Raw genomic sequence first — 21,394 nt, 5'->3', positions numbered from 1 at the left:
TCTATTCTCTCCCTTTCAAAATCATTTCAATGACTGCCATACGAATGAATACACCATTTTCCATTTGTTTGAAAATTCTAGAACGTTCACATTCCACAATTTCACTTGCAATTTCCACATCACGGTTCATCGGAGCAGGATGCATAATTATGGCGTTTTCTTTCATTCTTTTTTCTCTTTCAACTGTTAAACCATACTGTTGATGATATTCAGCTTTAGAGAAATAAGATTTACCATCATGCCTTTCATGTTGTACTCTTAGCATCATCATCACATCACTAGACTCAATTACTTCATCAATATTATAAGTTGCTTCAAATTCCGCGTTACAATTTGGCGGACACACGAAATTAACTTTCGCACCAAGTCTAGAAAATGCATCTTCGTTTGAACGAGCTACTCGGCTATGTGCAATATCCCCTACGATGCTAATAACTTTATTTTCAAAAGTTCCAAATTCCTGTTGTATTGTCAATAAATCGAGCAAACTTTGAGTAGGATGATTTCCTGTTCCATCTCCACCATTGATAATGACCGGTTTTACTTTACCTATTAAATCATCAAAAAAATTATTTTGTTCATGTCTGATCACTAGCGCATCTACACCAATAGATTCCAATGTTTTGACCGTATCATATAGTGTTTCACCTTTTAACGTACTAGAAAAACCTGCATCAAAGGGGAGGACATTTAAATGTAACTTTCTCTCTGCCATTTCAAAGCTCATTTTCGTTCGTGTGCTCGGTTCAAAAAATAAATTAGCCATAGTATAATCTTGCTTTAATTGAGAACTAGCACCTTCACGGAATAATTGCGCTTGTTTTAAAATAGACATTATTTCTTCTACAGTTAAATCTTTCATTGATAATAAGTTTTTCATCTTTATCCTCCTCTATCAAAAGAACCTTCTCGAAAAAGTCTCGAGAAGGTTCGTTTTTACATAGAAGAGTATAGGGTACTTTTGTAAAGTCCCTGCTCTTCTATTCGAACCTTTCGTTGACTCTCTGGACAACTATTTAAAAGGTCATTTATTCAGTTTTATCCATACCTGCTATTTGTTCATCTTTTCTACCTGGCAATACCAAGTTTAATAGAACCCCGATGATTGCTGCTAAAGCCATACCTTCGATACTTAATGATTCCGATACAACAAACTTAGCTCCACCAATACCGATTACTAAAATAACGGAAGCTATAACTAAATTACGATTATTTCCAAAGTCAATATTGTTTTCAACTAACATGCGCAGTCCACTTGATGCGATAATACCGAACAACAGTATGGACACCCCACCAAGAACTGCCGTAGGGATTGTAGAGATGACTGCCATTACTTTCCCTAAAAACGAAACAGCAATTGCAACTACTGCAGCACCACAAATTACATACACACTATATACTCGAGTGATTGCTAGTACGCCAATATTTTCACCGTATGTTGTTTTTGGTGGACCACCAATTAAAGAACTGATAAATGTTCCAAAACCATCCCCTAGTAAAGAGCGATGTAAACCAGGCTCTTTAATATAATCTCGATTTACTACTTTCCCAAGCACTAATTGGTGTCCAATATGCTCGGAGATTGTTACGATAACGATCGGTACCATGACTAATAACAATTTAGATGTAACGACGAAATGATAATCTACACCGGGAATTAAGAATGGTGGTAAAGCAAACCATTTTGCATCATGTACTGCAGAGTAATCTATAATTCCGATAGCAGCAGAATATATGTAACCAACGATTAACCCGATTAAAATCGGCATTGTACTTAATATGTTTTTAAAATAAATGGTGCAGAAGATTGCTGTGAACAATGTTACTAATGCTGCTGAAAAGTGCAGGGAACTATATACTTTTATATCAGTACCTTCTACTGGAATGTTCATGGCCATATCAACCGCTACTCCTGCAATACCTAAACCAATAACCATGATAACCGGTCCAACAACGATCGGTGGTAATAGCTTCAAAATCCATTTATAACCACTTTTCCAAATAATGAGTGACACTATCCCATATACTAATCCGACGAACATTGCACCAATCATTGCGTTACCAGGTTCGGTCTTATCATTCGTAGCAATGAGGATTGGAGCAATGAAAGCAAACGAAGATCCTAAATATGCCGGTACTTTAAACTTTGTAATCATCAAGAAGAATATTGTAGCGATGCCGCTTGTAAGTAATGCAATTGCAGGACTTAATCCAACTAGCTGTGGTACTAAAATTGTCGAGCCAAACATGGCGAACATATGTTGAAAACTTAATGTGATCAGTTGTCCTCCTGATGGCTTTTCATTAACATCTAAAACTGCATTTGACATGGATTATTCCTACCTTTCCCAAAACATTTCTTATTCAAAAATTGTTACTGCGTCCATTTCATCTGTTTCGATAACTTGCACTACAATTCGTTCATTGCTTGACGTCGGTATATTTTTACCTACGTAATCCGCTCTTATCGGTAGCTCTCTGTGACCCCTATCTATTAATACCGCAAGTTGGATCTGGGCAGGTCTTCCTAAATCCATGACAGCATCCATTGCTGCGCGAACCGTTCTTCCTGTATAAAGTACATCATCTACTAAAATCACTTTTTTATTCGTTACATCATGTGTAATATCCACTTGTTGAACGAGCGGCTCATTTGAATCATTTTTCAATGAGAGATCATCTCTATATAATGTAATATCAAGCTCACCTGTTTTAATTGCTTTACCCTCGATAGTCTCAATCTTCTTAGCTAGCCTCTCTGCTAAAAAAGCACCTCTTGTTTTGATACCAACTAAAATGCATTCCTCAATCCCTTTATTACGTTCGATAATTTCATGTGCAATTCGTGTTAGCGCTCTATTCATTGCTTGTTCATCTAAAATACTTGCTTTCTCCGCCATTGTTATCCCCCTATTTTGTAAAATAAAAAACCTCTTGAGCTGAGATGCCCAAGAGGTTGTATATGCGTCATTAATTAAGGTAACTACACATTAAAGTCCGCAGACCAATAGTGTTCGTCACGTTCACATGTACCTTCTCAGCCTCTCTGGACCGTTATTAAAGGTGAAGCTATTTTGTTTTCTAAAAGTAGTATAAAGGATTAATCTTCTTTAATCAATGATTGTTTTCTTAAATCTTGCAATAAATTTGTGTAATCATCTGGAATTGGATAAGAGAACTCTAAATATTCACCCGTTTTCGGTTGAATAAATCCTAATAATCCTGCATGCAAAACTTGTCCATTAAAATTGATTGTTTTCTTTGGACCATATTTTGGATCTCCAGCTAAAGGATACCCAATATATTTCATATGCACACGTATTTGATGTGTTCTTCCTGTTTCCAATTGACATTCAACTAATGTGAATTTATCCAAACGTTCCAATACGCGGAAATGTGTAACAGCGTGTTTTCCATTATCCACTACAGCCATACTTTGTCGCTCTTTTTTATCTCGTCCTATTGGAGCATCAATTGTGCCTTTATCATGGGGAATACGACCATGCACAAGCGCAATATATTTGCGAGTAACTGTTTTCTTCACCAATTGATCGACTAATGAAACATGGGCTACATCATTTTTCGCAACCATTAATAATCCGGTCGTATCTTTATCAATCCGGTGAACAATTCCTGGACGCATAACACCATTAATGCCAGATAAATCTTTTATTTGATGCATTAGACCATTTACAAGCGTCCCACTTATATGTCCTGGTGCAGGATGAACAACCATTCCACGAGGTTTATAAACAACTAGTACATCTTCATCTTCATACACAACTTCTAAGTTTAAGTTTTCTGATACAATATCCAGTTCAATTGCTTCAGGGGGAGCTACAACTATAACATCCCCTTCCTTCACTTTATAATTTGATTTGGCTGCTTCTTTATTTACGAGTACATGTCCGTCTTTTATAAAATTTTGGATTTGAGTACGTGACCAATCCGTTTCAAAAGATGCAATTGCTTTATCAATTCGTTCTTTTGTCTGTTCTTTTTCTATTATAAATGTTAACTCTTCCATTACTTCACCTTTTTCTTTCCATCTCGTTCTTCTTTAATTATGAATAATATGATAATCACAACACCTATTGTCAAGGAAGCATCTGCAATATTAAAAATAGGAAAATCGTAATTTATAATTGGTATTAACACATGCACAAAATCCACAACTTCGTTTCTCCAAATACGATCGATAAAATTCCCAATTGCTCCACCTAATAGCATCATTAAACCAACCTGAAACATTGGCTTTCCTTTTGCTTCTTTATGAAAATAATAAATAATGGCAATAATGACGACAATCGTGATGATTGTAAATAACCCCATTTGGCCTTGTAACATTCCCCATGCGGCACCACGATTTCGATGAGAAAGTAATTCAAAGTAAGGATCTAAAATAGTGATTCGTTCGCCAAAAACCATATTTTTTACAATCAGCCATTTTGTCCACTGATCAAGCGCAATAACAAATGCGGCAAGTCCATAAAATTTCCACACATTATTTCCCCCAATATCAAATTCGCCTTGGCATATTTACGTCCAGATTTTATCGAGCGCACTCGATAAATTCCTCTAAAAATCTGTGACATCCGCCGTAAGCTTTAACTTTATTAACTGGGGTTTGAACTCCAACTAAAAAAAGTTAACAGAATCTAAACTAGTTTACCATACAAAGTAACCCTAAGTAAAAGTGCAGGATAAAATTCATCCAAAATAAAAAGCGTGGTCCTACTAATTTAGGACCACATTCATTACATTAAATATAATGTTTTTCTACAACTTCCGCACAACGAGTACATAATGTTGGGTGTTTTTCATTTGTACCAACTGTTTCAGAAATTGTCCAGCAACGTTCACATTTTTCTCCGTCTGCTTTTTCAACTAAAACAGAAGCATTTTCAAGCGCTAAACTATTTTCTGGTGCGTCTTGTTGAGCACCACCAAGTGCAAATTGCGATACGATGAATAGTTGAGCAAAGTCAATTGCATCTGTGTCAAACAATACTTTCAATTCATCTTTTACATACAATGTTACTTTCGCTTCTAATGATTTACCGATAGTTTTAGCATTTCGAGCTTCTTCTAATGCTTTTAACACATCATCACGTAATTCCATGATTTTATCCCATTTAGCTGCTAACGCTTCAAACGCTGGATCTTCAATAGCTTTTGGCATATCTGTCAGTTGAATACTTTCTTCTGTCTTATTTTCTAAATAAGCCCATAACTCATCTGTTGTATGAGGTAAAATCGGCGTCATCAATTTTAATAAAGCAAGAAGTGTATCATACATTACGGTTTGCATTGCGCGACGTTCATGGTCATCTTGACCATAAATATATACAACGTCTTTGGCGATATCTAAATAGAATGAACTTAGCTCACCTGAAACAAAGTTATTTACAATATGGTAAACACTTGCAAAATCATAACGCTCATATGCCGCTTCCACTGTTTTAATTACTTCCTGTAATTTCATATACATATATTGATCTACTTCACGGAGATCCTTAAATTCCACACGGTTATTCTCTGGATGGAAATCACTAACATTACCATGCAAGAAACGGAATGTATTACGGATTTTACGATACACTTCAGATACTTGTTTAAATATAGCATCAGATACACGAACGTCTGCAGTATAATCTACAGATGCAACCCATAAACGAACGATATCTGCTCCAAGTTGATTGATCACTTTGGAAGGTACGATAACGTTCCCAAGAGATTTACTCATTTTACGTCCATTTCCATCTAGCGTAAATCCATGGCTTAATAATCCTTTGTAAGGTGCATGACCAAACATTGCCGTACTTGTGATTAATGATGAGTTAAACCAACCACGATATTGGTCAGATCCTTCTAAATACAAATCAGCTGGAAATACTAAATCATCACGTTCTTCTAACACCCCTTGATGACTTGATCCAGAGTCAAACCAAACGTCCATAATATCTGTTTCTTTCGTGAAAATACCATTTGGACTGCTTGGATGTGTAAATCCTTCTGGAAGCAATTCTTTCGCTTCTTTTTGGAACCAAATATTAGAACCATGTTCACGGAATAATTTCGATACATGTGAAATTGTCTGTTCTGTCAGGATTGGTTCCCCATCCTCCGCATAAAATACAGGAATTGGAACTCCCCATACACGCTGACGAGAAATACACCAGTCTCCACGATCGCGAATCATGTTATAAAGTCTAGTTTCACCCCAAGCAGGTGTAAATGATGTATCACGGATTGCTTGCAATAATTCATCTCTAAAAGATTCGATTGATGCGAACCATTGTGCTGTTGCACGATAAATGACTGGTTTTTTTGTGCGCCAATCATGTGGATATGAATGTGTAAAGAAAGTAAGTTTTTCAAGAGCCCCTACTTCTTCTAGTGCTTCTGTAATTGCTTTGTTTGCTGTGTCATAGAATAATCCTTCGAACCCAGGTGCTTCTGCAGTCATCACACCACGGTCATCTACTGGACATAGTACATCTAATCCATAAGCCTTCCCCACATAGAAGTCATCTTCCCCATGTCCAGGAGCTGTATGCACACAACCTGTACCTGATTCAGTAGTTACATGCTCCCCAAGAATTACAAGTGAATCTCGGTCATATAAAGGATGTTTAGCAACAAGTCTATCCATATCTTTCCCGACTACTGTCCGTTCTACTGAATATTCTTCCCAACCTAGCTCAGTAGCGACAGATTCCACTAAATCTTTTGCCACTACAAATTTTGAATCCTTTGCTTGAACGACAGCATACTCTACAGCTGGATGCAACGAAATAGCCAAGTTTGCTGGAATTGTCCAAGGAGTTGTCGTCCAAATAATAATTTTTGTACCCTCATCAAGAATACCTTTTCCATCTGTTACAGCAAAGCTAACATAAATAGATGGTGACTTTTTATCTTGGTATTCAATTTCTGCTTCCGCTAGTGCAGATTCACTAGAAGGTGACCAATAAACTGGTTTTAGCCCTTTATAAATATATCCTTTTTTCGCCATTGCGCCGAAAACCTCGATTTGACGAGATTCAAAAGCTGGCGTAAGCGTTACATATGGATTTTCCCAGTCTCCACGAACACCTATACGTTTAAATTGCGTGCGTTGGTTACTAATTTGTTCATACGCATATTCTTCACAAAGCTTTCTGAACTCTGCTAAAGACATCTCTTTGCGTTTTACACCTTTATTTGTAAGTGCTTGTTCAATTGGTAGACCATGTGTATCCCAGCCCGGAACGTAAGGGGCATTGAAACCACTCATTGATTTATATCTTACAATCATATCTTTTAATACTTTATTTAGTGCATGACCCATATGCAAATCACCATTTGCATAGGGAGGACCATCATGTAATACGAAGAAAGGACGACCTGCTGTTCTTTCTTGTACTTTTTTATAAATATCCATTTCAGCCCATTTTGCTTGAATATCTACTTCTTTCACTGGTAAATTTCCACGCATTGGGAAATCTGTTTTCGGCATTAATAATGTGTCTTTGTACTCCATTCATAATTCCTCCTTTATTTAATCAACGCCTTAGCGTATTTGCTTCCGCTTCACTTTGTTTCAGCTCCGCAGAAAACATTTGCTTCTGAGCATGTTTTCTTTATCCAATAGGATTTATTACCCTATTGGATAAAACAAAAAAACTCCTCATCCCAAAAAGGGACGAGAAGTTATTACTCGCGGTACCACCCTACTTGCGATTTCCTAAAAAAATCGCCGCTTAGTATGCCATAACGGGACATAATCCGAAGACACTTAGCCTCATTGTTTTAAGTTCAGTGTCTTTGCTCAAAAGTGATGATCTAAAAAAGTTCCATTGCTTGAGCTCGCACCATCCCCAAGTCGCTTGTTCGAAATCTTATTTAGACGTCTTTTTCAACGCATATTTATATGATATGAAATAATTATAGGAAAAGTAAGCGAATCAGTCAAGAAATGTATTAGTCCTCCGTTATAGAAATTCTATCTATATCCGTTGTATCCACATCATATTCCATTAAATGATTCCAGTCATCCGTATTGATTAAATCTAATTGGGCTTCTACGAGCATTTTGAAACGATTCCGAAAAACTTTTGATTGTTTTTTTAGTTCTTCAATTTCAAGTGCGATTCTTCTTGCTTTTGTAAGTGCTTCATTCACAATACGGTCTGCATTTTTTTCTGCTTCTTTTACAATTAGTTTTGCTTCTTTTTGAGAGTTTCGACGAACTTCCTCTGCTGCTTCTTGTGCGACAACAATAGATTTATGTAAAGTCTCTTCAATCGATGTGAAATGCCCAACTCTTTCGCTTGATGATTTCAGTTTTATTTCCAGTTCTTTTTTCTCTTTTGTTATAATTTCAAGATCTTTCATAATTTGATCTAAAAATTCATTTACTTCATCTTCATTATATCCTCTGAATCCTTTGCTAAATTCCTTGTTATGTATATCAAGTGGTGTTAATGGCATATATTCCATCTCCTTTACTTTTCTAGCATTCTTATTCTCTATTATACATTTAGGTTAGAGCAAATTCATCAAAAATCAACTATATTTATTTGATTATTTAATTTTTTGTTCTAAGCGACCAATTTGTAGTCTAATTTTGTCTTTTTTTGTTCTGCCTTCAATCATTAAAATTTTGACTCTACCTAGCCCTCGAATGGAAATTAAATCTAATTCTTGCAGTTCCATAGACAGTTGATCTTTCTCTGTCCAGTTAACCTTTACTTTTCCGCTTTGAATGAGCGTAGATGATTTCTGACGAGAAATATTAAAAACCGCTGAAATAACAGTATCTAATCTTAATGAACTCACCGTTAAAGATTCGGATGTCCATTCCTCCCGTTGCGAAAAATAATTTAGTCTATCTCCTACTAGTTCAATTTGAACTTTAACTTTTCCAATTGCCGTGTAGTTTGCTCGCACATAGTCTAACACTTCTGTTGCAACGACAAATTGAATTGCTCCATCTTCCACTCGAATGTCACCAAACTTGCTTCGATCAATCCCTAAGGACATCATCGAACCTAAAACATCTTTATGTTGTAATGTAACAAACTTTTTAGGATATTGAATTTCCACGACAGTCAGAGTAAAATCCGCATCTGACGGCACATAATAAGAAGGATATAGAAGCACTCTTTTTCTTTCCACTTCGTCCAACCCTCCATTTTCTGCAACTTCTATATCCCCATACTGTCTTCGCAAAGTGTCTACAATAAATTGTTGTCTAGGATCTAAAAAGTCTGTTAACTTAGGCGCATATCGATTCTCAACTTCTCGCAGCATATTAACAATTTGTTCTATGAATGGCTGCTCTTCTTTTCTAAAATGTTGCATAACATTTTCCATGTTCATATTCCCTCTCGAATATAGTAAAAAACCCCACTGAAGTGAGGTTTAAAAAAAGGATACTAAAGATATTATTCCTTTTATTGCAATATTCAATACAAAAATCGCAACAATAGGTGATATATCGATCATTCCGATTGGAGGAATAATCTTTCTGAATGGTTCTAAATATGGTTCGCAAATTTTCCCTAAAAATTGTCCAAAGCTAGATTGCTGTATACTTGGGACCCATGACATAAAAATATATACGATTAATGCATAGGTATAGTATTTAACTGCATAAATTAACAAGATTAAAACTGTGGTCATAATAGTATTAACTCCTCTATCAATCTAGGTCGTTGTAATAATAATCCGATATTGCTCCAGCCACTTCTACTGAATCTGGTGCACACAGGAAAATATCCGTTCCTATTCGTTGAATGTCTCCACCTAAAGCGTACACTGTTCCACTTAAAAAGTCGATGATTCTTATTCCTTGGTCTTTATCAATGCGTTGTAAATTTACAATAACAGCTTTTTTACTCTTCAAATGTTCGGAAATATCTTGGGCTTCTGCATAAACGCGTGGCTCGATTAGAATTACTTTGGAAGACTTTTGCACATTTTGAATACTTACCAGATTAGATGCGGCTGTTTCTTTCGTTACTGTATTAAATTTTCGTTCTTTTGTGGAGGGTCTCACCGATTGCTGTCGCATTTGATGTTCCACCGGTTTTTGCTGTTGAGGTTTTGGCTGCTGATCTGTTGAAGTTTCTTCATCCTCTTCCAAGTAGAAGAAATTTTTCATCCAGTCTTTCATGCTCATTTAACTTCCTCCCTCTCTTTACCGACTAAAGCTGTTCCTATTCGTACAAAGGTTGCGCCTTCTTCTATTGCAATTTCATAGTCACCCGACATCCCCATCGATAATTCCGTACAAGGTGCATGTGGTAGTTGTTGTTTCGAAATTTTTTCCTGTAATTGTTTTAAATTACGAAAGACAGTACGGATGACAGTCTCATTTTCCGTATTTGGAGCCATTGTCATTAATCCAATCACTCGTATACGAGAATAACTTTCCAATTCTTTCACAAAAGCTTCCGCATCTTCCAACGCTAATCCATGTTTTGATTGCTCATCGGCTACATTTACTTGTACGAAGCAGTCCTTTACCGAAGTAGCTCTTTTTTCTATTTCCTCCGCTAAACTTAATCGATCTAACGAGTGCAAAAAATCTACATTATTAATGACTGATTTTACTTTTCTCGTTTGTAGCGTCCCTATGTAATGCCATTTGATGGAATCATTAATGGCATCTAATTTCTTTTTTAAACCCTCAGGTCGATTTTCACCTAGATGTCTCACTCCAGCTTGAACTACCTCTTCCGTTCTTTTTACAGAAACTTCCTTCGTAACGGCAATAATTGTAACATTTGAAGAGTTACGTTTGCCACGTATACAAGCAGCATTCATTTTATCTTTTATCGATTCTAAATTTTGTTGAACGTTTGTCATATAAAAACCAACTTTTCATCACTTGTTTTTGTTTATTGTATCAATGAAAAGGGGTTTTATCAATGATGAATCAATCTAACAACATATTTTTTGAAACAATTATAACATCTTTCCCAATTATAGATATATTTTGAACGGCAACTTTTTTCGTTTCATTCTTTTTATTAAAAAAATTAGGATATGTTCCTTGTGCTTCTACTATGAACGATAGGATGAAACCAGTATCTTTATCTATTTCGGCATCAACGATATATCCAAGCAATTTTCCACTACTTGCTTCAATTACTTCTTTTTGCTGTGCATCAGAAAATTTCATCTCAGCTCCCCCTTTTTATTATTATATGAACCAAAAATAAAAAAAAAACGCTTTTTCTAGGAAGAAAAAGCGGAAATAATATTATCTCTAATTGTAGTTATCATTCTTTTGGGTTCAACTGTCCTTGAATAATAGACAAAGCACTTTTCTCTAGCCTTGATATTTGTGCTTGAGATAAGCCAAGATCAACTGCAATTTCGGTTTGAGTAGCACCATAATAGATTCGTTTTGTTAATATTTTCTTTTGCCTGTTATCTAATTTTTGAAAAGTTTCTTTCACAGTAAAATAAGTGACCCATTGTTCTTCGGATACATCATTATCACATAATTGATCCATCATATAAATAGCATCTCCCCCATCGCTAAAAATGGGCTCTTGAAGTGAAACTGGATCTTGGATAGCATCTAAGGATAATAATATATCTTCCACAGGAATATCTAATACTTTGGATAAATCATCTAAGGTAGGTTCATGTAAGTTTTCGTTAATAAATTGTTCTTTTGCTTTCATTGCTTTATATGCTATATCTCTTAAAGATCTAGAAACTCTTACAGAATGATGGTCTCGCAAATGTCGTTTTATTTCCCCAATGATCATGGGTACAGCATATGTTGAAAAACGTACATTATGCTTTAAATCGAAGTTTTCAATTGACTTGATAAGTCCTATACACCCGACTTGAAATAAGTCATCTGCTTGTTCACCGCGATATGCAAAACGTTGAACAAGACTTAGTACTAAACGTAGATTACACATGACCAGTTCATCTTTTACCAAATCTTCTCCTGCTTGTAAACGGATAAACAGCGCCTTCATTTGTTCATGGGAAAGTAAAGGAAGCTTAGATGTATCAATGCCGCATAATTCAACTTTTGTTCTCGTCATAGATCTTCCTCCGGACTTTTTAATAGTTCTTAATCAGTTTGTCCGGTAGGTTAAACTTTATTCGGAAGAAAGGCATTCCAATTTCACCCATTAGGCAATTGGTTCATTTAACAGCTCTTTTAAATCTAAAATTATTTTTTTCTCTAGGCGGGAAATATAAGACTGGGAAATTCCTAAATGGTCCGCTACTTCTTTTTGGGTCATCTCTTCTTTTCCATTCAATCCAAAACGACATTGCATGATATACTTTTCTCGATTTCCAAGTAGATTTATCGCTTCAAATACATGCTGTCGCTCCATTTTTTTTTCTACATCTTCAATTATTAAATCTTCACTTGTTCCTAAAATATCAGATAAAAGCAGCTCATTTCCATCTGAATCAGAGTTTAATGGTTCATCAAAAGAAACTTCTGATTTCATTCGATTCGTTTTACGTAAATGCATTAATATTTCATTTTCTATACATCTTGAAGCATATGTTGCAAGTTTTATTCCTTTGTCCAAATTAAACGTCTCTACAGCTTTTATAAGTCCGATCGATCCAATACTGATCAAATCTTCAATATTCGTGTTCGTTTGGTCAAATCTCCTTGCAATATAAACAACAAGACGTAAGTTACGCTCTATCAATACATCCCTCGCAAATTCATTTCCGTCCATAAATGCAAGAAGCATTTCTCTCTCTTCTTCTCTTGACAATGGTTTAGGCAGTGATTCATTTCCACCAATATAATGTACTCCACTTCTTCTGAAAGAAAGTAACCAAAAATAGATCCGACGAAAAAACTTTAATAGCATTATTCGACACTCCTTTTCTTTAGATGGAAATAGGAAGAGCTATGTAATATCCCTTCAGCTCCATGTGGAAATTTATCATGTAGCTTTGTCATGACAATATATCCTTTTGGTAATTCCTGATCATTTACTTTCCAATTATCGTATTTTATTCCAATAACCCAAGTTTTTTCTTGTTGTATCGTTGCTATAGGTATTAATCTTAATTTGGTTAAATACTCTTTTGGTAGATTATCTAGCCCAACCTTACGATCGAATTCCCAATTGCTAACCGCTCGAAACAATGATTCGGGAAGTACTTCTTTTAATACTTCAGCTGCAACAAAATGAACGGGCTCATTCGAAAGTGGTTCCTTGCAAACATTACCAGAGTCAATAAAAAGAGTAAGTTCCTTAGCCTCACCAAACAATTTGACACAAGAGGAGTATAATAACTCTCTTTCTGATTGAGCGATGTGAATATGCAGGACATGTTTCGTTAATAAATACAAACCACCAATAACAATTAAAGCAAAATTGACCATCATAAATAGATAGTTGGTATTGCGGTAAAAAGAAGCGATTGCTGTTAGTAAGCCGCCAGCAAAAAGACTTGCAAGTAGCGTAAGCCCTATTGCTTTGACTATTTGCTTCGGTTTACGCCAAAATGCTATAGCAATCATTAAAAAGAAAGATAGAAAAACAGTAATAAAATAGTTAGAGACTGTAACGGTTAAAATTCCTGCAATAAGCGCGGCAAGAAACAAGTATCTTTTTTTGTTTTCAATCCAGCCAATTTTGTTTGCAAATGCTAATACGGTGTAATTAAAAAAAGTATTGGTTGCAATCATTACTTCTGCATACATAGCTTCCCTCCTTTTGACTAAAGGGTAACATGATTTTTGTAAGAAAATTGTCAAATGAACAGAGTAATTGATTCTTTTTTTACGACATAAATTGCATGAATTTTGCTAGTTTTGGACTGTATGGTAAATATCTAATGAAGAATAACCCTTTAAGCATAGTCATCCGATTAGGTTTGTAAATCCTCCGATTGCACTCTGAGTAAGTAATTAGAAAAGCATTTTACTCTATTAAGAAAACCGCAAGCGCCATTTAAGTGCATCTTGTCTTTAACGCTTCCAGAGTGCTTTGGATGAAACATCGGCTACACTATTACCGACGACTTTTATGGAGGATCTGGAAGTGACTGCATCATTTCCAAATCCTCTTTTTTCGGTAATCTTGTGGCAGATGTTTGTCCGTCGCCTTCTTGGAATATGTAAAGATATGATGGATTTGGTCTGGATAATGAGAGATAAGATTCCGTCCTGCTCATTTAAAAGGAGTCGAAGATACAATTTCGTCCGCTCAGCACTTCTTTATCAATGGATGCTGCCTTCTTTTCTCAAGTTCCACCAACTCTAATCATAAACTTACTGATATATGTATACTTTGGAAGGTAAAAGGAATAATCAATAAAGATCAAGCAATAGCGAGATGAAAGGCATTACTTATAAGCACCTAACAAATCTATGTGCTCCTAAACATTCGTTATAAGCACCTAGACTGGGTCTATCAGCACCTAAAGTAAGTCCATAAGCACCTTGCAAGTCTATATCCCTTTTAGGGCACCTTGTTTTCACCGTTTCCAGAGTGCTTTGGACGAAACATTGGCTTCACTATTACCGTTAAGGTTATAGATCGTGATTTGACTGCGTCACTTCACGATCCATTTTTTCGGCAATCTTGTGGCGGATGTTTGTCCGTCACCCGCTTGAAATTTGTAGACACAAGGTGCTTTAGGTTTGGTTAATGAGGGATTAGATGCTTTCCTATTCTTTTAAAAGCGGACGAAGATGCAATTTCGTCCGCTCAACGCTTCTTTATCAATGGATGATATCTATTTCTTTTTAATGCCAAGACTAACTAATTACAAAAAGCTTTTTAAAATTCAAGAACTGCATAACCAGGTCCATTTATTAACATTTTATGGCACTACGAGACCATTTTACCCTAAGGCGAGACCAATTTTATTCACTCGAGACTAATTGTAAGGCACTGAAAAAGTAGCTTGTGGAATGAAACTATAAATTAGCTACCCTCAATAAAAGACGTTCAAATAGTATACTTGATTAGGACGGTTGATTGCAGCGGAAGGAGACGACTCTTAGGGGAGCAAGCAAATAAAGACCCTGGACAGTGCGTAGCGCAATTAATTTTTCCGATGAGATTGCGCGGGAGCAAATCTTTTATGATAAAAATTCATTTAAAAAAAGCAATCACCTAATAGGTGATTGCTTTATCAAAACTAATTTAGTTTCTTCTTTGACGATTTCTTAAGAAAGTTGGAATATCTAGAGCATCTTCTTGTTGATGCTGTGTAAATGCAGGTTGTCTCTCTTGTTGCAACGTTTGTTCTTCTTTTCGCTGTTCACGTATAGGAGCAGTAGTAGCTGCTTGTTGCGTTCTAGCTGTTCCAAAACCAGTACCTCTTGGTTTATTTTGCGTAATTACTTCTTCATTAAAACCAGTTGCAATTACAGTAACAATAATCTCATCTTTTAAATTATCGTTAATTACGGAACCGAAAATCATGTTGACTTCTTCATCAGAGGCAGATGCAACAATATCAGCAGCCTCTTGTACCTCAAATAAACTTAAATTTGATCCTCCTGTAATATTCATGAGCACACCTGTAGCACCGTCAATCGAAGTTTCCAAGAGTGGACTGGAAATTGCTTTTTTAGCGGCCTCCGCAGCGCGATTATCTCCACCAGAGATTCCGATTCCCATCAGTGCAGCACCTTTGTTGGACATAATTGTTTTTACGTCTGCAAAGTCTAAGTTAATAAGTCCAGGTACCGCTATAAGATCTGAAATACCTTGAACCCCTTGACGTAATACATTATCTGCTTCTCTAAAAGCTTCAAGCATTGGTGTATTTTTGTCTACTATTTCAAGAAGTCTATCATTTGGAATAACGATCAGTGTATCTACGGCTTCCTTCATCATACCAATACCACCGATTGCTTGAGTGGAACGTTTGCGCCCCTCGAATGTAAAAGGTCGAGTAACAACCCCAACTGTTAGAGCACCGATATCACGCGCGATTTGTGCAATAACGGGTGCTGCTCCTGTTCCTGTTCCTCCGCCCATACCAGCAGTCACGAAGACCATATCAGCGCCTCTTAAAGCTTCTTCGATTTGTTCCTTACTTTCTTCTGCGGCTTTTTTACCAACCTCTGGATTTGCACCTGCTCCAAGTCCACGAGTTAATTTGCCTCCAATTTGAAGCTTCACTTCTGCTCTGGACATATTAAGGGCTTGGGCATCTGTGTTAACGGCAATAAAATCCACGCCTTGTACTCCATGTTCAATCATACGATTTACTGCGTTATTTCCACCGCCACCAACTCCAATAACTTTGATGATAGCTAATTGGTCTTCGTTCGTTTCAAATTCCAGCATGCTATTGCCTCCTATATTCTTTCAACTATGTTAAAGGTTTTGTTATTCAAAAAATTTGTCGAAAAACTTCTTAGCTTTTGTCATTGCACTTTCTTTGTTTTCGTTTATCGAAGTTTGTGTTGTTTGTTTTTGTTTCTTAGGACTAGAAACAGCCTCACTTTGTGTCATTTGCGATAATGCATGACTATTACCAATTTTACCATAGAAAACATCTTCTTTATAGGCATATCTTATAAGACCAACAGCCGTTGTATATTGTGGTTCACGCACGCCAATATAATCAGGTGTATATAAACGCACTCTCGTTTGAAGAATATGTCTTGCAAGCTGACCAATACCTTCTAATTTGGCAACTCCACCAGTTACTACAACACCGCCCGGTAAGTCTTGAAGACCCATTCGATAAAATTCCTCTAATACTAGTTCAAATAATTCTTCTAATCGAACACCAATAATTTCGGCAATATAACGCTGAGAATATTGTTCTTTCATATCTGCACCAATAACAGGTACCTCGAAAAGTTCATCATCCGAAGCATCATCATAGAAGGCATGTCCATATTGAAGTTTGATCATTTCGGCTTGTTCCGTGGGAGTTTTCAATACAATCGACAAGTCTTTTGTTATATGATCTCCGCCTACTGGGATAACAGCAGTTTTGATTAAATGCCCTTCACTGAACACGGCAATTGTTGTGGATCCTCCACCAATGTCAATATAAGCAGTACCATGGTTTTTTTCATCTTCTGTTAGCGCAAAATAACCACCTGCTAATGGTTGTAAATAGATTTCTCTTATTTGAAGTCCTGCACGTTCTACACATCTTAACACGTTATGTAAAATTGTTTTCGATGTAGTCATCATAATTCCATCCATTTCTAGACGTGTTCCAATCATTCCTCGAGGATCTTTTATTTCATCTAAATGATCAACGATAAATTGCTTAGGAGCAATATTAATAAGCTCTCGTTCAGGAGGAATAGACATTACTTGTGCAGATTCTATTACTCTATCTAAATCTGTATCTGTAATTTCACGATCCTCCCGATTTACAGCTACTACACCTTTGACGTTCTGTATGTTTGCTAAGTTCGCAGGAATACCAAGTACAATTTCTTGAATAGACATTCCAATCATTCGTTCGGCTTCACTAACAGCCTTCTTAATCGACTGCACAGTTGCGTCTATATCAACAATAGATCCTTTCCGGATACCATTTGATTTAACATTTCCTACCCCAATTACATGCAGCGAGTCTTCACTCATTTCTCCGATTAATACTTTTATTGAAGATGACCCAATATCTAATGATACGTACAATTCTGACTGATTCAACTCGTGGCACCTCCTAATAACTCTTTATTTATTATTCTATTGTAAAAAACGTATAAAGTCTAAAATTTTCTAAACAAATAGTTAATTTTTCATTTGTTCTAATCAATATTCTCTAATCACTTTTTCTTTCGGACCATTTAGTTAATAATAATCGACGTATTACCGCTATATTTTGAAATAAACGAACACCAAAAGCAAAAATTGCGGCTAAGTATAAATCGACCCCTAGATGGACTCCTAAAAATGCTAAGGCAGCTGCTAATGCTATATTAAAGAAAAATCCGGAGACAAATACTTTATCATTATAAACATGTTGCAAATGTGCCCTTATGCCGCCAAATAAAGTATCTAAAGCAGCCAATACAGCGATAGATAAATAACTTTCATATAATTCCGGAATTTGAATATCAGTTAGGAGACCCAAGAAAATCCCAAGTATTAGACCTAATAACGGTAACCACATATCATTTTTCTCCTCCTGGAATTTCTAATAGAAATTGTTTACTAATCGTCTGATCATATGCGGCTATTTTTAGATTATTTCCAGGTTGTCCAATTTCTAACTTTAAATTATCAATATAAAAGTCATCCCCAATAGCAGAAGCCTCTAATTGATTATACATTTTTTTTGCATCTTCAAACGTAGAAGTTCCTATTCTGATTAAAAATGGTGCCTTTTTAATGGCAAGATTATTAACCGTTGTTTTGCCATTAACATCTCTTACCGCTGAAGAATAAATCATCCTTTTCCCATCCACTTCAATTGCTTTAGCTTTAAATCGATTTATTTCATTTATTAAACGGACAAGTAAATCTGGAGATATTCCTTCGATTGGTTGTCCCACCGCAATACTTTCTAAAGATGGTTCTACTTTTATCGTGAGACCTGGTCCGTTAAAAGCTTCTAGGCCAATTTCTTTTTTTAAAAGCAGCACGGTATCATTTAAAGCAATTGCTGGACTTTCGTTCACCATATTTTCGTATTTACCAAGCGTTTGGTCTAGTCCACGCACTTCGGACAATAATTCTGAATGTAATTCTGTTTCTTTCGCAAGCTCTTGACGAATTGCCCATACGTCCCTTGTGTCTCGGGTCTCCGGACTTTGTACCGTATTATATTGGACAGCTAACATAAACCCAACAATTAACAAAATAAATGTAAACCGAATATAGACGGTTTTTTTCATTATTCGGCCTCCTTCACCTTGTCTAGTTTTTGTCGTCCCTTAAGGCAGGCATTGTAATTTTTCCTTTTTCTTCAACTGTTACTACAATATTATCGCTAGTCAATTGATCCACTACTCCACCGCCAAGGTTGACAGAAGCGAGTAATACAGTTGGATCTCCAACTGCTTCAATTGTAAACGGCGCTGGGAATGTTTTTCCGTCAACTGTAATAACTGGACCAGTACAACGGATATAAGAATTGGTATGTAGCCTTTGCCCATTAATAGAAATAGCTTCCGCACCAGATATCTTCAATTCATTTATGACCTTAAATAGATGACTTTCATGAACTATATAATCATTTGGATTTTCTTGTGAAGGATTATAGGCACCATCCTGTAGAGAAACAGATATTCCTTTACCTTGCGAAGGAATATCGCCAATTAGCAGCCGTAACATTTCCGCTTCTTTTACTAACTCCTCTACACTTGTTTCACTACTAGCAAATGACTTTTCATATTTTCTAATATCTTGCTGTTTTGCATTTATTTCTTCTGTTAGCTCTTTATTTCTCTCTTTTTGATGAATCAATTCTTTTTTGTATTTTTCCTGTTCTTTAAAACCAACTGAGTTAGAAGTATTTTGTTCTTTGTCTGCAGACGAAATACTATAGGAGTAAGCGAGTATAAATCCTAGTACTAAACTAACTAAAGAAATTAACACCAGTCCCCTTGAAGGAATTCTAAGGAGTTTGCTCTTCTTCAACCTCCGTCGCCTCCTCTTTCACAACTTTTTTATACACTTCTTTATATGGTTGAAAAAAGGAACCGACTTCTAGATCAATAATTCCTTTCACATCTGGATCGAGCTGCGACACAATAGATGGATAAAATTTCATTTTTTTAGAGAAGGATGGAATTATCGCTTGAACTTCGTTTCCATCGTTCATAAAAACTTGGATCGAATATGCATCATTTTCAGTAGGAGTATAATTGATTTGTGATATGGTCATTAATACTTCCATATTTAAATTTTTCAACTCTTTTATGAGTCGCATTCTAATTTTCTCGTCTTTAAATTCTGAAAAAATTGGACCATCCATTGGAACAACTTGTCCTTCTGCTTCAATATTCTTTCCATTTTCTAAAATTATTAAAAGATTATTCCCTTTTTCTTCATAACCAATTTTTTTATACTCTTTTACGTTTATATCAACTCCCGTTAACCAATTACGATTAACTTTGGCAGATGCTACCCATTCGTTTTCTTCTATTAATTTTGCAATCTGATTTTCTCTAAAGCCCCACATGGAATCGCCTAAATTTAAAGTACTTTGCTTTATGTACTGTTCATTTGATACTAGAGTTGCACCATGAACTCGAATCGTTTGAATTTGGCTGTAAGAAGATTGAAAATAGAGCACTACAATTAATGTTGTGACAAAGAGAAAAAGTAGAATGGAAAACTTTTTATTTGTTCTTCTTCGCCTACGTTCTTTTAAAGTTGGAATTCGATCTTCAATGTCTATGACTTTTTCCATTCTACCGCCTCCCTTCTTTTAAAGAGTCATTTGCCAAATTTAAGATGATTCCGATTATCCCCCATGTAGTAACTAATGACGAACCGCCATAACTTATAAAAGGTAATGTTACTCCTGTAACGGGAAGTAAACCCGTAACAACTCCCATATTTAAAAAGGTTTGTATCGCTAACAACGAGGTAAATCCAATTATTGTTAACTGGTAAGATCTTATTTTAACTCGTGAAGCCAATATAAAACCCGTCGTAAAAAATAAAACAAATGCGGAAATAATGATGAATCCCCCAATAAAACCGGTTTCTTCTAATAAAATGGAGAAAATAAAATCATTTTGCGGCTCCGGCAAGTATAGAAATTTTTGTCTACTATTCCCGTAACCAAATCCAAACAAACCAGCAGGTCCAACGGCAAGTAACGATTGTATTGCTTGAAACCCAGTCCCTAAAGGATCGTTCCATGGATCTAGAAACGACTGGATACGAGCAAGACGGTAAGGTGCAGAAGCGATTAATGCAACTAGTGCAATAATTCCCGTCATTCCAATCGTAACAAAAAACTTTAATGGCAGACCAGCTGCAAAAAGAAGAATAAAAGCTGCTACGATTAATACAAAAGCAGAACCAAAGTCCGGTTGAAGCATGATAAAGGAAATAGGTAATAGTAATATAAAGGTAGCCTGCGTATATAGTTTTAGCTTTGACTTTTTTTCATTTGCTAATGAAAAAGAAAGCATCCCTAATACTGCAATTTTAGCAAGTTCAGCTGGTTGAAAATTCATAAAACCAAGTGAAATCCAACTTTGTGAGCCATTGCGTACAACACCTATTCCCGGGATTAACACACCTATTAAAAATAAAATAGAGAGTATATAAGTGCCGATCCAGAACATAGGGAGCCTTACAAAACTTTTGTTCCGTATAAATAAAGCTCCTAGTATGCCTACCACTAAATAACTAGCTTGTTTAAATGCAAACGGCAATTGATCCTTATAATGCACTTCACTCCAGTATGAACCTGCAGAATGGACAAATAATATTCCTATAATAGA

General features: G+C 35.9%; 22 protein-coding genes and 1 other annotated feature. All 22 genes read right to left on the bottom strand.

What is annotated here, in order from left to right; all coding sequences use genetic code 11:
- Nucleotide 1: 1 nt before the first annotated feature.
- Nucleotides 2-880, bottom strand: coding sequence for an aspartate carbamoyltransferase catalytic subunit (locus ACEPXG_RS05960; protein WP_391208431.1), 879 nt, complete (start codon nucleotides 878-880; stop codon nucleotides 2-4).
- A gap of 148 nt (nucleotides 881-1,028) precedes the next feature.
- Nucleotides 1,029-2,330 (bottom strand): solute carrier family 23 protein, encoded by a 1,302-nt coding sequence (locus ACEPXG_RS05955; protein WP_391208429.1) that lies wholly within the window; start codon nucleotides 2,328-2,330, stop codon nucleotides 1,029-1,031.
- 30 nt (nucleotides 2,331-2,360) lie between these two features.
- Nucleotides 2,361-2,900: a bifunctional pyr operon transcriptional regulator/uracil phosphoribosyltransferase PyrR gene (pyrR, locus tag ACEPXG_RS05950; protein WP_391208427.1), complete on the bottom strand. Its 540-nt coding sequence runs from the start codon at nucleotides 2,898-2,900 to the stop codon at nucleotides 2,361-2,363.
- Between the two features lie 200 nt (nucleotides 2,901-3,100).
- Nucleotides 3,101-4,027, bottom strand: a complete 927-nt coding sequence (locus ACEPXG_RS05945; protein ID WP_391208425.1) for an RluA family pseudouridine synthase — start codon at nucleotides 4,025-4,027, stop codon at nucleotides 3,101-3,103.
- Nucleotides 4,027-4,503 (bottom strand): signal peptidase II, encoded by a 477-nt coding sequence (gene lspA, locus ACEPXG_RS05940; RefSeq protein ID WP_151699339.1) that lies wholly within the window; start codon nucleotides 4,501-4,503, stop codon nucleotides 4,027-4,029. The genes ACEPXG_RS05945 and lspA overlap by 1 nt, the downstream gene beginning before the upstream one ends.
- A 259-nt stretch (nucleotides 4,504-4,762) precedes the next feature.
- Nucleotides 4,763-7,525 (bottom strand): isoleucine--tRNA ligase, encoded by a 2,763-nt coding sequence (gene ileS, locus ACEPXG_RS05935; protein ID WP_391208422.1) that lies wholly within the window; start codon nucleotides 7,523-7,525, stop codon nucleotides 4,763-4,765.
- 155 nt (nucleotides 7,526-7,680) lie between these two features.
- Nucleotides 7,681-7,913, bottom strand: a binding site (T-box leader).
- 52 nt (nucleotides 7,914-7,965) lie between these two features.
- Nucleotides 7,966-8,475, bottom strand: coding sequence for a DivIVA domain-containing protein (locus tag ACEPXG_RS05930; RefSeq protein ID WP_391120857.1), 510 nt, complete (start codon nucleotides 8,473-8,475; stop codon nucleotides 7,966-7,968).
- Nucleotides 8,476-8,568: 93 nt separating this feature from the next.
- Nucleotides 8,569-9,360 (bottom strand): RNA-binding protein, encoded by a 792-nt coding sequence (locus ACEPXG_RS05925; protein ID WP_391208420.1) that lies wholly within the window; start codon nucleotides 9,358-9,360, stop codon nucleotides 8,569-8,571.
- 48 nt (nucleotides 9,361-9,408) lie between these two features.
- Nucleotides 9,409-9,669: a YggT family protein gene (locus tag ACEPXG_RS05920; protein WP_391208418.1), complete on the bottom strand. Its 261-nt coding sequence runs from the start codon at nucleotides 9,667-9,669 to the stop codon at nucleotides 9,409-9,411.
- Between the two features lie 19 nt (nucleotides 9,670-9,688).
- The gene (locus ACEPXG_RS05915) at nucleotides 9,689-10,168 is read right to left on the bottom strand and encodes a cell division protein SepF (protein WP_391208417.1); all 480 of its coding nucleotides are present in this window, start codon (nucleotides 10,166-10,168) and stop codon (nucleotides 9,689-9,691) included.
- Entirely contained in the window at nucleotides 10,165-10,857 is a 693-nt protein-coding gene (locus ACEPXG_RS05910) for a YggS family pyridoxal phosphate-dependent enzyme (RefSeq protein WP_391208415.1), read from the bottom strand. The genes ACEPXG_RS05915 and ACEPXG_RS05910 overlap by 4 nt, the downstream gene beginning before the upstream one ends.
- Before the next feature lie 70 nt (nucleotides 10,858-10,927).
- A complete protein-coding gene (locus ACEPXG_RS05905; protein WP_151699332.1) occupies nucleotides 10,928-11,173 on the bottom strand; it encodes a YlmC/YmxH family sporulation protein in 246 nt (81 codons plus the stop codon).
- 100 nt (nucleotides 11,174-11,273) lie between these two features.
- The gene (sigG, locus tag ACEPXG_RS05900; protein WP_391208412.1) at nucleotides 11,274-12,059 is read right to left on the bottom strand and encodes an RNA polymerase sporulation sigma factor SigG; all 786 of its coding nucleotides are present in this window, start codon (nucleotides 12,057-12,059) and stop codon (nucleotides 11,274-11,276) included.
- 90 nt (nucleotides 12,060-12,149) lie between these two features.
- Entirely contained in the window at nucleotides 12,150-12,857 is a 708-nt protein-coding gene (sigE, locus tag ACEPXG_RS05895) for an RNA polymerase sporulation sigma factor SigE (RefSeq protein ID WP_391208410.1), read from the bottom strand.
- Nucleotides 12,857-13,699, bottom strand: a complete 843-nt coding sequence (locus ACEPXG_RS05890) for a sigma-E processing peptidase SpoIIGA (RefSeq protein WP_391208408.1) — start codon at nucleotides 13,697-13,699, stop codon at nucleotides 12,857-12,859. Before ACEPXG_RS05890 ends, sigE begins: the two co-directional genes overlap by 1 nt.
- Nucleotides 13,700-15,149: 1,450 nt before the next feature.
- Nucleotides 15,150-16,304, bottom strand: coding sequence for a cell division protein FtsZ (gene ftsZ / locus ACEPXG_RS05885; protein ID WP_391208406.1), 1,155 nt, complete (start codon nucleotides 16,302-16,304; stop codon nucleotides 15,150-15,152).
- Nucleotides 16,305-16,346: 42 nt separating this feature from the next.
- Nucleotides 16,347-17,639 (bottom strand): cell division protein FtsA, encoded by a 1,293-nt coding sequence (gene ftsA, locus ACEPXG_RS05880; RefSeq protein ID WP_391208404.1) that lies wholly within the window; start codon nucleotides 17,637-17,639, stop codon nucleotides 16,347-16,349.
- Nucleotides 17,640-17,751: 112 nt separating this feature from the next.
- Entirely contained in the window at nucleotides 17,752-18,102 is a 351-nt protein-coding gene (locus tag ACEPXG_RS05875; RefSeq protein ID WP_391208403.1) for a small basic family protein, read from the bottom strand.
- Nucleotide 18,103: 1 nt separating this feature from the next.
- Nucleotides 18,104-18,826, bottom strand: coding sequence for a DUF881 domain-containing protein (locus tag ACEPXG_RS05870; RefSeq protein ID WP_391208401.1), 723 nt, complete (start codon nucleotides 18,824-18,826; stop codon nucleotides 18,104-18,106).
- Nucleotides 18,827-18,848: 22 nt separating this feature from the next.
- Nucleotides 18,849-19,571: a DUF881 domain-containing protein gene (locus ACEPXG_RS05865; RefSeq protein ID WP_391208399.1), complete on the bottom strand. Its 723-nt coding sequence runs from the start codon at nucleotides 19,569-19,571 to the stop codon at nucleotides 18,849-18,851.
- A complete protein-coding gene (locus ACEPXG_RS05860) occupies nucleotides 19,549-20,346 on the bottom strand; it encodes a cell division protein FtsQ/DivIB (protein ID WP_391208398.1) in 798 nt (265 codons plus the stop codon). The genes ACEPXG_RS05865 and ACEPXG_RS05860 overlap by 23 nt, the downstream gene beginning before the upstream one ends.
- A gap of 1 nt (nucleotide 20,347) precedes the next feature.
- Nucleotides 20,348-21,382, bottom strand: a complete 1,035-nt coding sequence (locus ACEPXG_RS05855; protein WP_391209798.1) for an FtsW/RodA/SpoVE family cell cycle protein — start codon at nucleotides 21,380-21,382, stop codon at nucleotides 20,348-20,350.
- Nucleotides 21,383-21,394: the final 12 nt, after the last annotated feature.

This window comes from Psychrobacillus sp. L4 (assembly GCF_042944905.1).
Classification (GTDB): domain Bacteria; phylum Bacillota; class Bacilli; order Bacillales_A; family Planococcaceae; genus Psychrobacillus.
Note: the sequence above shows the minus strand (reverse complement) of the source record. Positions and strands in the feature narration are given on the sequence as shown.

What these genes read in the sequence shown, in the direction of transcription:
- ACEPXG_RS05960 (WP_391208431.1), bottom strand. Translation starts at nt 880, where the DNA reads ATGAAAAACTTATTATCAATGAAAGATTTAACTGTAGAAGAAATAATG.
- ACEPXG_RS05955 (WP_391208429.1), bottom strand. Translation starts at nt 2,330, where the DNA reads ATGTCAAATGCAGTTTTAGATGTTAATGAAAAGCCATCAGGAGGACAA.
- pyrR (WP_391208427.1), bottom strand. Translation starts at nt 2,900, where the DNA reads ATGGCGGAGAAAGCAAGTATTTTAGATGAACAAGCAATGAATAGAGCG.
- ACEPXG_RS05945 (WP_391208425.1), bottom strand. Translation starts at nt 4,027, where the DNA reads ATGGAAGAGTTAACATTTATAATAGAAAAAGAACAGACAAAAGAACGA.
- ileS (WP_391208422.1), bottom strand. Translation starts at nt 7,525, where the DNA reads ATGGAGTACAAAGACACATTATTAATGCCGAAAACAGATTTCCCAATG.
- ACEPXG_RS05930 (WP_391120857.1), bottom strand. Translation starts at nt 8,475, where the DNA reads ATGCCATTAACACCACTTGATATACATAACAAGGAATTTAGCAAAGGA.
- ACEPXG_RS05925 (WP_391208420.1), bottom strand. Translation starts at nt 9,360, where the DNA reads ATGGAAAATGTTATGCAACATTTTAGAAAAGAAGAGCAGCCATTCATA.
- ACEPXG_RS05920 (WP_391208418.1), bottom strand. Translation starts at nt 9,669, where the DNA reads ATGACCACAGTTTTAATCTTGTTAATTTATGCAGTTAAATACTATACC.
- ACEPXG_RS05915 (WP_391208417.1), bottom strand. Translation starts at nt 10,168, where the DNA reads ATGAGCATGAAAGACTGGATGAAAAATTTCTTCTACTTGGAAGAGGAT.
- ACEPXG_RS05910 (WP_391208415.1), bottom strand. Translation starts at nt 10,857, where the DNA reads ATGACAAACGTTCAACAAAATTTAGAATCGATAAAAGATAAAATGAAT.
- ACEPXG_RS05905 (WP_151699332.1), bottom strand. Translation starts at nt 11,173, where the DNA reads ATGAAATTTTCTGATGCACAGCAAAAAGAAGTAATTGAAGCAAGTAGT.
- sigG (WP_391208412.1), bottom strand. Translation starts at nt 12,059, where the DNA reads ATGACGAGAACAAAAGTTGAATTATGCGGCATTGATACATCTAAGCTT.
- sigE (WP_391208410.1), bottom strand. Translation starts at nt 12,857, where the DNA reads ATGCTATTAAAGTTTTTTCGTCGGATCTATTTTTGGTTACTTTCTTTC.
- ACEPXG_RS05890 (WP_391208408.1), bottom strand. Translation starts at nt 13,699, where the DNA reads ATGTATGCAGAAGTAATGATTGCAACCAATACTTTTTTTAATTACACC.
- ftsZ (WP_391208406.1), bottom strand. Translation starts at nt 16,304, where the DNA reads ATGCTGGAATTTGAAACGAACGAAGACCAATTAGCTATCATCAAAGTT.
- ACEPXG_RS05875 (WP_391208403.1), bottom strand. Translation starts at nt 18,102, where the DNA reads ATGTGGTTACCGTTATTAGGTCTAATACTTGGGATTTTCTTGGGTCTC.
- ACEPXG_RS05870 (WP_391208401.1), bottom strand. Translation starts at nt 18,826, where the DNA reads ATGAAAAAAACCGTCTATATTCGGTTTACATTTATTTTGTTAATTGTT.
- ACEPXG_RS05860 (WP_391208398.1), bottom strand. Translation starts at nt 20,346, where the DNA reads ATGGAAAAAGTCATAGACATTGAAGATCGAATTCCAACTTTAAAAGAA.